Source organism: Actinomyces sp. oral taxon 171 str. F0337 (assembly GCF_005696555.1).
In the GTDB taxonomy this organism is placed as follows: domain Bacteria; phylum Actinomycetota; class Actinomycetes; order Actinomycetales; family Actinomycetaceae; genus Actinomyces; species Actinomyces oris_E.
Window position 1 is genome coordinate 1,561,737 of sequence record NZ_CP040005.1, and the last position, 13,296, is coordinate 1,575,032.

3 protein-coding genes are annotated in these 13,296 nt (G+C 71.7%); all 3 read right to left on the minus strand.

Features of this window, described 5'->3' with window-relative positions:
- Positions 1–5: 5 nt before the first annotated feature.
- Complete coding sequence (locus FBF36_RS06930; protein ID WP_138137320.1) at positions 6–9,467, minus strand: type I polyketide synthase; 9,462 nt, start codon at positions 9,465–9,467, stop codon at positions 6–8.
- Between the two features lie 115 nt (positions 9,468–9,582).
- Entirely contained in the window at positions 9,583–11,151 is a 1,569-nt protein-coding gene (locus FBF36_RS06935; protein WP_138137824.1) for an acyl-CoA carboxylase subunit beta, read from the minus strand.
- 66 nt (positions 11,152–11,217) lie between these two features.
- Positions 11,218–13,098, minus strand: a complete 1,881-nt coding sequence (locus FBF36_RS06940) for a biotin carboxylase N-terminal domain-containing protein (protein WP_009397997.1) — start codon at positions 13,096–13,098, stop codon at positions 11,218–11,220.
- Positions 13,099–13,296: the final 198 nt, after the last annotated feature.

The window sequence follows — 13,296 nt, forward strand, 5'->3', positions numbered from 1 at the left end:
CGGCGTCAGGCGATGGTCTCCCCTGCGTGGTAGACGCCGTCGGAGCCCAGGCGGGCGTCGGGGTCGAGCAGCATGGCGGCCTCGACCTCGTGCGGGTCGCGCTGCTTGGACTCCTCCCCCAGGCGCCGGCCCTGGACCTGCTCGAACAGCGGGGCCCGGCCGATCATGCCGGCGCGGCGGCGCCTGGTCCCGGCGGCCAGGCGGGCGTTGGCGGAGGCCAGCCAGGCGTCAACCGCTTCCTGGCCCTCGGCCTGACGCAGGGCGGCCTCGAAGGCACCGGGGTGGACGATCGCGATGAGACCCGAGACGTGTCCGAAGCCCAGCGAGGTCAGCAGGCCGGCTCGCACCGGGCCGGCACCGGGGACGCGCCCGTCCTGGCCGCCACGGCCGGCCAGACGGATGGGCCTGCGCGGCCACACCCAGAAGGCGTCCTTGGCCAGGGGGGCATCGACGACGTCCAGGGAGGCGTTACCGGGAGCCACGCCGGAGGCGAGGATCTCGGTCAGACCCGCGACCTGGAAGACGGCGGCACCGCCCTTGGCGTGACCAGTGATGGTCTTCTGCGAGACCGCCACCAGCGAGTTGCCCTCGGAGCGTCCCAGTGCGCGCGCCAGACGCGTGTGCAGCTCGGACTCGTTGGGGTCGTTGGCACCGGTGGAGGTATCGTGCTTGGAGACCAGCGCGATGTCGTCGGCCTCCACACCCAGGGCCGCCAGAGCCTTGGCCAGGCGCGAGCTGCGCCCGCCGCGGCCGGCGCCCAGGGCGCCCAGGCCGGGCGCCGGGATCGAGGTGTGGGCGCCGTCGGCGTAGGAGGAGACGAAACCGACCACACCGGCCACCGGCAGGCCCATTCGGGCCGCCACCGAGCCACGGGCCAGGATCACCGTGCCGCCGCCCTCGGCCTCCACAAATCCGCCGCGGCGGCGGTCGTTGGCGCGGGAGAAGTGGCGGTCGGAGATGCCCTTGGCGCGCATGGCCGCGGCCTCCGCGGTGGCGTTCATGTTGCCGAAGCCGACGACGGACTCGATCGAGATGTCGTCGATGGCGCCGGCCACGACGACGTCGGCCTTGCCCAGGGCGATCTTGTCCCAGCCCTCCTCGATGGAGACGGCCGCGGTCGCGCAGGCGCTCACCGGCTGGACCATGGCGCCGTAGCCGCCGATGTAGGACTGCATGACGTGGGCGGCCACGACATTGGGCAGGGCCTCCTGGAGGATGTCGCTGGGACGCTCCTCCCCCAGGAACCGGCCGACGAACATCTTGCGCATCGACTCCATGCCGCCGAACCCGGTGCCCTGTGTGGAGGCCACGTCGGAGGGATGGACGGCCTTGAGGAGCTCGGCCGGGGTGAAGCCGGCCGACAGGAAGGCGTCGACGGCGGTGACCAGGTTCCAGGAGGCGATCGGGTCCATGCCCTGGGTCATCGAGGCGGGGATGCCCCAGCGCTCCGGGTCGAAGTCGCGGGGGAACTGGCCGCCGACCGTGCGCGACAGGGCAGCACGGCGCGGCACCCGGGCTAGTGAGCCGGCCAGTCGGGTGACGGTCCACTCCCCGGTCTCGGCGTCGGGGACCACGAGGGTGTGCTCGGGGTCAGAGGCCTCGATGGTGCGGGCCGTGGCCTCGTCGGGAACCGACAGGGTGATGTCACGGTCGAGGTAGACGGTGACCTCCTCGTCGGCGATCGGCGCGATGACGCCGTCGTCGACGAACTCGCGGATACCGCAGCGGGCCACGACCTCGTCGCGGTAGCGCTCCAGGATGTCGGACTCCTCGACCATCTCCCCGTCGGTGTCGTACCAGCCGGCCTTGGGGCTGTCCTGCCAGGTGAGCAGCCCCATGCCCCAGGCCAGCTCGAGGACGCCGGCGGCGGTCAGGTCGACGTCCTCCCCGCCGCTCATACCCAGCTCGGCCTCGCGGCGCGTACGGCCCGATCCCCAGGTGGAGACCTCTCCGGTGGAGATGATGACCACCAGGTCGTCGGGGTCGGCGCTCACCTCGCCCCACTGGGGGGCGGTGGGCTGAGTCGGCATCACCGGGGTGGGCAGGGCCTTGATGACGGCAGGGGCCTCGGTCTCCTCGGTGGGCGCGGCGGCCTGTGCAGCGGCGTTCTCACGCAGGGCCACCAGGTCGATGTCGTCGCCCAGTCCCCCGGTGAGGTCGGCGTTCACAGGAGTCCGGGCCGCACGGGTACGCACCTCGGAGGTGCACAGGCCGGCGAGCTCGGAGGCGATCTCCTCCGTGGTCCAGGTGCGCACCCCGGCGGCCTCGACGGCAGCGACGAGCGGGTCGTTACCGCCCATGAGGCCGGTGCCCTTGACCCAGCCGATACGGGGGTGGGCCAGAGTGACGCGCTGAGCCCAGGCACGCTCCGACGACCAGCGGTTGACGATCGCGTCCAGAGCGGACTTGACCTCGCCGTAGGCGCCGTCACCACCGAAGGTGCCCCGGTTCGGGGAGCCGGGCAGCACCACGTGCAGACGGTGGTCGACGTGGGTGTCGAAGCCGATGGCACTCAGGGCGGCGATGGTGCGCTCCACCGACCACAGCAGCAGGCGGGTCTGGGACTCGGCCGCGGGGCCGGCGTCTGCCAGTGTGCCCGAGACTCGCGGCGCGGCGAAGGGGAACAGGAGGGTGGGAACCAGTGCCTCCTTGACGACCTTGGTGGAGCTTCCGGAGGTGACCACCTGGTCGTTGCCGATCCACTCCGCCAGGGCGTCGACGTCCCGGTAGGAGGACAGGTTCGTGGGAACCATCCACAGCTTGGCGCCGGCCGCGGCGTGCTCGCGGTACAGGGTGGTGGCGAACTCGAGGCGCTCGTGGGTCAGGCGCGAGCTGGTGGCCACCACGGTGGCGCCACCGGCCAGCAGCTCTCCGACGACGGCCGCCGCGATGGAGCCGGGGGCCACACCGGTGACGACGGCGACGTCCTCGGACCAGCGCACCGTGGGATCGCCGGCCTGGGGGGCCTTCGGCGCGGCCTGGGCGATCCCGGTCAGGATGGCGGCGCGCTCGGCGCCGTCTGCCAGATCGGAGTCCTTGACCTGCTTGGCCCACCAGGTGGCGTGATCAGCCACCGCCTGCCCCAGGCCCACGAAGCGTTCGGGGGCCAGGAGCCGGCGGGAGGCGTCCAGGTCGGTCTCGCCGGAGCCGAGGCGGGCAACGTCCTCACGGGCCGTGGCCCAGCGGTCGTCGATGAGGACGGCGCGCTCTGGGGCGAAGGCCGGGGTGACGGACGTGACCCATCCGGCGCCGAGCTCGGCGTCCAGGGCCGCCAGGGCAGCCCGGGTACGGGAGGCCTCATCATCGGCATCAGCCGGGACAGTGGCCTTCTCGGTCAGGCCCAGGGCCTCCAGGAGGGTGCGGGCCGTGGTGGCCAGGACGCCCTCATCACCGGTGACGCTCTGGGCGAAGGCGTCCAGGGCCGCGGAGTCGACCACGGCGCCTCCGGCGCCGCCGGCACTCGGCTTGGCGACGGTCACGCCATGGTCCGCGGCAACGGCCTGGACGGCGGAGTCGATGAGGGTGTCCACGGCGCTCGCGCTGGTCAACGGGGCCGAGGACCCCAGGGAGGCCAGGTCCTCGCCGCGCATCGATGCTCCCTCCCGGGTGCCCAGGAACAGAGCGGCGGTCACGTGGGAGACCCACCCCTGCCCCAGGCCCCAGGTGCCGGTGACGCGGTCGGCGATGCGGGAGGCGCGCACGCCGGAGGGGCCCAGAAGGCGGCCCAGCCCCACTCGGATCGCCTCTGTGAGGACGGGGCCGAAGGCCTTGTAGCCCGGGGCGCCCTTGGCGACCGTGGCGGCCAGGGCCGTCATGTCGGCGTCGGCGGCGCCGTCGATGGAGGCGAGCTCGAGCTCAGTGCCCAGGTCCATGAGGAGCTGGTTACGGCGCGAGGAGACTCCGTTGGTGAGCGTCTCGGTGGTGTCAGTGGCTCCGATCTGCTCGGGACGGATGCGCGAGGCATGGGCCAGGAGCACCGTCAGGGCGTCGGTCGCCCCGAAGGGAAGGTCGTCCACCGGTCCGCCTGCGGCCGGAGCCGCCGAAACGGGCGAGGCCTCGGCTGCGGGAGCCGGGGTCTGCTCGGCCGTAGCGGCCTGCGCGGGAGCAGCGGCCTCAGCAGCCGGCTCCTCGGCGGCCGGAACATCGAAGTTCGGCTCGGTGAGCTCGACGGCCGGATCGGTGTCGGTGGCCAGGACCCGGGCCTCGTCGCGGCGAGCGTTGTGCACGGTGACGTGACGCCCGGCGTGCTGGGGCAGTCGTAGCGTGTTGGTGGCCAGGTTCGCCAAGGTGGGGGAATTGGCCAGGCCCACCTCGACGATGTGCTCGATCCCCAGGCCGCCCTCGCTCGGGGAGGACAGCAGGACCTCCTGGGTCTCGATCCAGCGCACCGGGGAGGCGAACTGCCAGGCCAGGAGCTCGACGAGCAGGACGCGGGCCAGCTCCGTGGGGCGCTTCACCCAGGAGTCCCAGTCGGCCACGATCTCCTCGACGGGCTCCGAGGGCACGACCTCAAGGATCGAGCGGGCGAAGTCCTGGGTCAGGGCGAAGGGCCGAGCCACGAGGTTGGGCACGTAGTGGCCCACCAGGCGCTCGACGTCGAGGTCGTCAGGGACGAGCTCGAGCAGGCGGCCACGGAACTCCGGCACGCCGGGGCGCAGCACCTCGGAGTGGAACGGCACATCAATGCCGGGCACGAACATGAAGGGGTTCTTGCCGCCGCGGGCCTTGGCCTTGGCGCGGGCGTCGGCGGCCAGGGCGTCCAGGCCCTTGATCGTGCCGGCCACGGCGTACTGGACGCCGGCCAGGTTGTGGTTGACGATCTGGAGGAACTCGCCGGTCTCCTGGGAGATCGACTGCACGTAGGCCTCGACCTCGTCGGCCTTGATCCCCGCCTGGTTGGGGCGCAGGGCGCCCATGCGGTAGTTCGAGGCGCCGTCGGCGTCACGGGGCACCAGCGAGTGCATGGTGGAGCCGCGCTGGAAGACGATGGAGATGGTCGTCTCCACGGGCATGACGCGCCCGTAGGCACTCAGCGCCGTGTACTCGCCCAGGGAGTGGCCGGCGAAGGCGGCGCCGTCCACGAGGGCACCGGCCTCGGCCAGGCGCGCAGTGGTCGCCATGGCCACGGTGGCCAGGGCCACCTGGGTGAACTGGGTGAGGTTGAGCAGACCCTCGGGGTGGCGGTAGGTGACGCCTCGGGCGGTCATCTCAGTGGGGTTGTCGCGCACCAGGTTGATGACGGAGAAGCCCAGCTCGGCGCGGGTGTGGGCATCGGCCCGCTCCCAGATCTCCCGTGCGGCCTTGGAGGAGTTCATCTCGTCCAGGCCCATGCCGGGGGCCTGGATGCCCTGGCCGGGGTAGACGTAGGCGGTGGGCTCGGGCGTCGTCACGGCGGTGCCGCGGGAGACGACCTCGCCGTTGATGCGGCAGACGACCTCCAGGACGTAGCCGCCGCCGACCACCAGGCCGGTGCGCTCCACGGTGATCTCGACGTCGTCGCTCAGCTCCACCGGACCGGTCATGACGTAGGTCCAGCCGGCGAGGACGTGGCGCGAGCCGTCGACCGCGGTGGAGGCCGCCACCTGCTGGGCGGTGGCCGACAGCCACATGCCGTGGACGAGCGGGGCCTCCATACCGGCCACGCGGGCGGCGTTGTAGGAGGTGTGGATCGGGTTGAAGTCACCGGTGACCCGGGCGAAGGCCGTCATGTCCGCAGGCGCGGTAACGGTGGCGCGGCGCAGGATGCGGCGAGCGGCCGGGGCCGTCTCGCGGCCGGTGCCGCCGGCGAGCTCAGGGGCGCTGGGCACGGCGTTGCCGGAGGCGCGACCGCGGATGGCGAAGCGCTCACGCATGAGCGCCACTACGGTGCCGTCGCCGGCGTCGGTCAGCTCCAGGCGCACGTCGACGACGCGACCGGCACTGGACTCCTCCAGCGCCGCGACCCAGCCGGTGACGTTGATGGTGGGGCTGGTCGTGGCCGCTGCTTCCTGGAGCTGGTGGAGGGTGAGGTGCAGGTCGATGGTGTGGTCCAGGTGGACGGCACCGAGCAGGCCCTCGATGAGCGGCATGCCGTCCTCGACAACGCTGCCCAGGGCGGCGTAGACCACAGGCCAGCAGGGGCCGAGCAGGGCGTCGGGCACGAAGGGAGCGGCAGACAGGTCCGCCGGGAGGGCATCGGCCGTCACTGAGGCGTGGTCGTGGCCCAGGGTGCTCGCCAGGGTGAAGGAGCCGTGGATGGTGCCGAAGGGCTGGGTGGTGGGACGCCCCAGGACGTCCGTGGCACCGGCCTGCCCGGGGCGGACCTCGGGCAGGTGGTCGACGTCGTCACCCGTGATGGACACGGCCCCCACGCCGGCGGTGGCCCGCAGCAGGTCATTCATCGTCTCGCTGATGCGCTCGGGGTCGACCAACGGGGCGGCGCCGTCCCAGGCGCGGGCCAGTCGCAGCGGCACCACGAGGCGGCGCACGGCGTGGATCTTGTCTCCGCCGGGAGTGCCGTCCCAGTGGGTGTCGAGGCGGATGTCGAGGTCGTAGGCGTCCTCGGCCACGTCCGGGCGGGCGACGACGTTGTAGGCGTCGTCATCCAGGACGGTGGCCGGGTTGACCGTCAGGTGGCCGTTCCACAGGACGTGGGGGGCCACCTGGACGAGCTCCTTGGCGTCGGCCACGGGGGCTGCCAGGACGCCGTCGGCCACGGCGGGGGCGGCGCCCAGACGGCCGGCGGCCTCCTGCTCGCCCGTGCCGGCCTCCTGGAGGGCCTCGACGGCGGCGGTCTCGAAGCGGCCCAGCAGCTCGCCAATCGGCTCGTTGATGGTGGTGATGCCGGCCACGGCGACGGGACCGGGGATGATGCGCACCTGGTCGGCGGTGTAGCGCGGGTCCTGGGACTGCCACAGGGAGTCGGTGCCCCACCAGCGCAGGATGTCGGCGTCGACCACGGGCACGAAGGGCACGGGCTTGGGGTGCTTGCGGCACAGGTCGACGAACCAGGCGGCGTCGACGGGCTCCACCAGAGTGGAGGCGGCCGACGGGTAGCGCTCGGCCAGGGCGGCCAGGGCGGCGTCGGAGTCGATGACGGCGTCGTAGTCGGCGAAGAGCGTGGGGATCTCGCCGTGGTCGGCCTGGCTCAGGCGGGCCTCGATGCGGTGCAGCAGGTCGATGAAGCGGTCGTACCAACCCTCATCGGCCCAGTCGGCGCGGGTGGCGGAGCGACCCTCGTGGGGGGCCACGCACAGCTCGGCGTGGCGGGTGGCCCACTGAAGGTAGGTCATCTCCTCGACGTCGCCGAAGTAGGGCTTGGCGGTCTTGGCCAGGGCGTCGATCATCTCCTGGCGGCGTGCGGCCATGGCGGCCTCGTCACCGGCGAGCTCCTGGATGAGGCGGGAGGCCCGGGCCGAGGAGTTGTCGATCTCGTAGAGGTCGGCACGCAGGTGGGACAGCCCGGAGGTCATGCCGCCGATGGACTCCCCGGAGGCCACCCAGCCGCCCTCGACCCCGGAGTCCTCGGGGATCCCGGGGGTGTCGACGAGGAGCTGCTTGACGTCGTCGTTGGTCTTGGCCTCCAGGCAGGTCATGGCGGCGGTGCCGATCATGACGCCGTCGACGGGGGCGGCGGCCGTTCCGTAGGCCTCGGCCCAGCGGCCGGTGAGGTAGTCGGCCGCACGGGTGGGCGTACCGATTCCGCCTCCGACGACGAGCACCACGTTGGTCACGGCACGGATGGCGTCGTAGGTGGCCAGGAGCATGGTGTCCAGGTCCTCCCACGAGTGGTGGCCACCGGCGTGCCCGTCCTCGATCTGGATGATGACGGGGCTGTCGGGCACGGCCCGAGCAATGGCCAGGACCTGACGGATCTGGTCCACGGTGCCGGGCTTGAAGGCGATGTAGGGGAAGCCCTCGGCGTGGAGGCGCTCGAGCAGGGCGGTGGCCTCCTCGAGCTCGGGGATCCCTGCGGAGATGGTGATGCCGTCAATGGGGGCGCCCCCGGCACGGGCCTTGGACAGCAGACGCTGGGTCCCCAGGTGCAGGTTCCACAGGTAGCGGTCCATGAACATGGCGTTGAAGGCCGCGGTGCGCCCGGGCTCGAGCGCCTTCTCCAGGCCCTCGAGGTTCTCAGTCAGGACGGCGGGGGTGGTCTGGCCCCCACCGGCGAGCTCGGCCCAGTAGCCGGCGTTGGCGGCGGCCGCCACGATGGCGGGATCCACGGTGGTGGGTGTCATTCCCGCCAGGAGCACCGCGCTGCGCCCGGTCAGGCGGGTGAAGGCGGTGTCCAGGGTGAGGCGGCCGTCGGGCAGGCGGGTGATGCGCGGGGCGAAGCGGGAGCGGTCGACACTGGGGTGGGGGGCTGCGCCGGCGCGGTCGAGGTCGTCAATGGCCTTGGCGGTCCCTGCGGGCACGACGGTGGTTCCGGTACCGGCCACGACGCCCTCGGTGAGACGGACCAGGACGTTGCCCGGTCCCAGGTCCAGGACGGTGCGCACCGGGGCGGCCGATCCGATCCCGAGGGCCTCGGTGACCAGGCCGGGCCAGTCGACCGGGTCGATGAGCACGGCGGTGGCCAGCTCGCGGGCGAGCTTCTCGTTGAGGCCACAGGTGGCCGCCCAGACGGCGACGTCATCGACGGCACCGGCGAGCAACGGGGTGTGGAAGGGGACCGAGGTGGCGAGGAACTCGGTGACCGGGGCCAGGACGGCACCGCCGCGGCGGCGGTCCTTACGGGCCTTGGCGCTGCGGGCGGCGGCCGCCTCCAGCGCGGTGACGACGCCCTCGAGATCGGCCGGGCGCCCCGAGAGGATGTGCGCCTGACGGCCGTTGGTCACGCCCACGGAGATCCGCTCCGAGCCGGGGACCCGGGACAGGACGGCGTCGAGCACGCTGCGGGTGACACCGCGGACCGAGAGCATGGGGGTGGACTCCCCCACCGTGCCCAGGTCGAGGCGGCGGGTGGTGCGGGTGGCCGCGGCGCCGATGAGGCGGGCGATGGCGTGAACCTCGATGACGCTCTCGCGCTCACCGGCCTGCACGGCCTGAAGCAGGCTGACACCCAGAACGCCCTGGGAGTGACCGATGGCGCCCACCGGGGCGTGGGCGGTCGGGTCGATGCCGGCGCCGGCCAGGGAGGCCAGGGTCGCGTGCTGGGCCATGAGGATGCCGGGCACGGAGACGTCGGCGCCGTCGGCGGTGGTGCGGTGCTGGGGCGCGACCGGGGCGGCCTCGTCGTCCAGGAGCCGCGAGCCGCGCGGGGTCACGGTGAGCAGATCGGTGGAAACGGGGGCCAAGCGCTCGGCCACGGCCCGGTCGATCGCCACGACGTCATCGGCCAGGACGTGGTCCAGGGAGACCAGGTCGGCCAGCGTCTGGCGCCAGGGCGTGGCCTGGCCTCCGAAGGTGATGATGTAGGGCTCGCCTCCGCTCAGGCGCTCAGCGATGGTGGTCGCGGGGCTGGGGGCTTGCGAGTTCGTGTGCACGGTCGTGGTGTCCTTCGGTGTGGCGACGGCGTGGTCGGTGGTCTCGGAACAGTTACCGGAACTGAGGTCGGGTGACGACGGGGAACGTAGCGGCCAGTGGGACTCGTGGCCTGATTCAGAGGGGGATGTTGTCATGCTTCTTGGGGGACTCGGGGCGGGCGTCGTTCTTGGCGCGCAGCGCGGCCAGCGAGTCGACGATGACATTGCGGGTGTCCTCGGGGGCGATGACGGCGTCGATCTCACCGATGGCCACGGCCTTGTCAGGGTTGATGACGGCGTCGGTGTACTCGGCCACGAGCCGCTCGTGCTCGGCGGCGGCGGCCTCCTCCCCCTGCTCGTCGCGGACCTTGGCCAGGTCGCGACGGTGGATGATGCCGACGGCGCCGGCAGCGCCCAGGACGGCGATCTCGGCTCCCGGCCAGCAGAAGTTGAGGTCGGCGCCGATGGCCTTGGAACCCATGACGATGTAGGCGCCGCCGTAGGCCTTGCGCAGGACGATCGTCACCAGCGGCACGGTGGCGGTGGCGTAGGCGTTGATGACCTTGGCGCCACGGCGGATGATGCCGGCGTGCTCCTGCTCGGCTCCGGGACGGTAGCCGGGAACGTCGACGAAAGTCACCACCGGCAGCCCGAAGGCGTCGCAGAAGCGCACGAAGCGGGCGAGCTTCTCGGAGGCGTCGACGTCCAGGGTGCCGGCGTCCACCAGCGGCTGGTTGGCGACGATCCCCACCGGGTGGCCCTCGAAGCAGGCGAAGCCGACGACGACATTGGGGGCGAACTCCTCCTGGACCTGGACGAGCTCGCCGTGGTCGACAACGGCAGAGACAACCTCGACGACGTCATAGGCCTGGCGGGTGGAGGCCGGGACGATCTCGCCGACGCCGCGGGCGGCCTCGGCGTCGGCCTGGGCGTCGGTGTCGTCATAGGCGTACAGGGGGGCGCTGACCCCGGATGAGGAGGGCAGGTAGGCCAGGAAGCTGCGGACCTGCCCCAGTGCGTCCTCCTCGTCCTCAGCCACGTAGTGGACGACGCCGGAGACCGAGCCGTGGATCCTCGCGCCGCCGAGGTCCTCGGCGCTGATCTGCTCACCGGTTGTGGCGCGTACGACGTCGGGACCGGTGACGAACATGTGGGAGGCCTGGCGGGTGGCGATGACGAAGTCGGTCAGGGCCGGGCTGTAGACGGCGCCGCCGGCGCAGGGTCCCAGGATGACGCTGATCTGCGGGACCAGTCCGGAGGCCGCGCAGGTGCGGTTGAAGATGCGCCCGTACTGGCGCAGGGCTCCCACGCCCTCCTGGATCTTGGCGCCGCCGGAGTCGATGAGTCCGATGACGGGGATGCGCAGGCGCAGGGCGTCGTCCAGGAGACGGACGATCTTGTCCCCCTCAATGGTGCCCAGGGCGCCGCCGGAGACGGAGAAGTCCTGCGAGTAGACGGCCACCTGGCGGCCATCGATCTGACCGAAGCCGGTGACGACGCCCGAGGGGCGGGCCTTGTCGCCGGCTCCGGAACCGGTGTAGCGACCGATCTCCAGGAAGGTGGAGTCGTCGAGCAGGTCGTTGATGCGCTCGCGGGCGGTGCGCTTGCCCTTGGCGTGCTGGCGAGCGGCGGCACGCTCCTCGGCCTCCCGGTCGATGCGGGCGATGCGCTGGCGGAAGGCGGTGGTGGCAACCGAGTCGGCCATGGTGGTTCCCTGGCCCGGTGCTTCGGCAGGCGCTCCGGGGCCGGTGATGGGATCGGTGGTCACGGTTCAGGCCTCCTCGGCGTCGTTCTCGGGGGTGTGCAGGCGCACCAGGACATCGCCGGCCGAGACGGTGCGTCCTGCACTGACGGGGATCTCCGAGATGGTGCCGTCGCCGAGTGCGTGGACGTAGTTCTCCATCTTCATGGACTCCAGGACCACGAGCAGATCGCCCTGGCAGACCTGCTGGCCCGGTTCCACACAGATACGGGTGACGATGGCCTGCATGGGGGCGGCGATGACGCCGGGCTCACCGGCGATGGCCCCGTTGTCGCCGGAGGCTGCGCCTCGGGGCGAGCGGCCCCCGCCGGAACGGCTGCGCAGCGGCTGGGCCCGGTTGCTGCGGGGGCTGAAGCCTCGCGCCGGGTTGGTGGGTGCGAGGATCCCGTCGGGCAGGGTGAGCTGCATGCGGCGGCCGTTGAGCTCGATGACGTAGCTGGAGCGGGTACGCGGATTGGCGACCGTCTCCGGGGAGCCGTCGGCCTCCGACGCCGCAGCGGTGTCATCGAGGTCGGGCAGCACCTCGTTCTCGATCCACCGCGTGGTCACGGCCAGCTGTCCGGCCTTGTCGGGTGCGGTGAAGTCGGGACGGGTCAGGACCTCGGCGTGCAGGGCGGTGCACACGGTGACACCTTCGACGACCGTCTCTCGCAGGGCGCGTCGGGCTCGGGCGATGGCCTGCTGCCGGCTGGCGCCGGTGACGATGATCTTGGCGAGCATCGGGTCGAACAGGGAGGTGACGACATCACCCTCGGTGACTCCGGACTCGATACGGATACCGGGGCCGGCCGGCCAGCGCAGGCGAGTGATGGTGCCGGTGGAGGGAGCCAGGCCACGGGAGGGGTCCTCACAGGTGATGCGCAGCTCGAGGCTGTGACCGCGAGGCTCATTGAGCTTACCGAGGCGACCGCCCTCTGCGATGCGCAGCTGGACCTCGACCAGGTCGGTGCCAGTGACCTCCTCGGTGACGCAGTGCTCCACCTGGAGACGGGGGTTGACCTCCAGGAACCACACATTGCCCTCGGGGGTCAGGAGGAACTCGCAGGTGGCCACCCCGACGTAGTCGACCGTCTCCAAAAGACGACGGGAGGCCTCGACGAGCCGGTCGTGAACGCCCTCGGGCAGGAAAGGTGCGGGAGCCTCCTCGAGGAGCTTCTGATTACGTCGCTGCAGGGAGCAGTCGCGGGTGGAGACGACGGCGAATCCGCCGTGGGAGTCGCGGGCGCACTGGGTCTCGACGTGGCGCGCGGCCGTCACGAATCGCTCCAGGATGAGGGTGCCACCGCCCTGCGCCGCCGACTCGAAGGCAGGGGTGGTCCTGACCTCGTCGTCGTTGTGCAGGACGGTGATACCGCGTCCTCCGCCGCCGTCGGTGCGCTTCAGAGCGACCGGGTAGCCGTGGGCGGCGGCGAAGTCGATCACGGTGTCAGCGTCGGTGACCGAGTCGGTGATGCCCGGTACCGGGGCGACCCGGGCCTGTTCGGCGGTGTCCCGGGCACTCATCTTGTCCCCGAGGGCATCCATGGCCTCAGGCGAGGGGCCGACCCAGGTGATGCCGGCCTCGATGATGGAGCGGGCGAAGTCAGCGTCCTCGGACAGGAACCCGTAACCGGGGTGGATAGCGTCGGCACCGGTGGTGCGGGCCAGCTCGAGGAGCGCTGCCGCATCGGTGTAGGACGACCCCTCAGGTAGTGCGTAGGCCTCGTCGGCGAGCTCCGCCGCGGGGCTCATGAGGTCCTCGGGCGTGTACGGAAGGATCGACGTCGCCCCGAGATCGCGGGCGGTTCGCACGATACGCAGTGCGATCTCGCCACGGTTGGCGATGAGGATACGGGAGAGGGTCACCAAGAGTCTCCTTACCTGGACGGTGCCGGGCTGGCGGCGGGCCATCCTTGGGCCGGCGGGGTGGGTCCGTACCTTCCCTACAATCGCTGAAGGGCAGATCCACTGGGTAACGACGTTACGTGGTCAAGGCACCACATTCCATTTGTGGAAACCTCACAAAGACCAAGAGTTGCGTTGGTGTAACAGTCGAGACCCCAGTAATGGAGCGGCATAACGGGGGCCTCGCAAAGGTGCCTTCTGCTC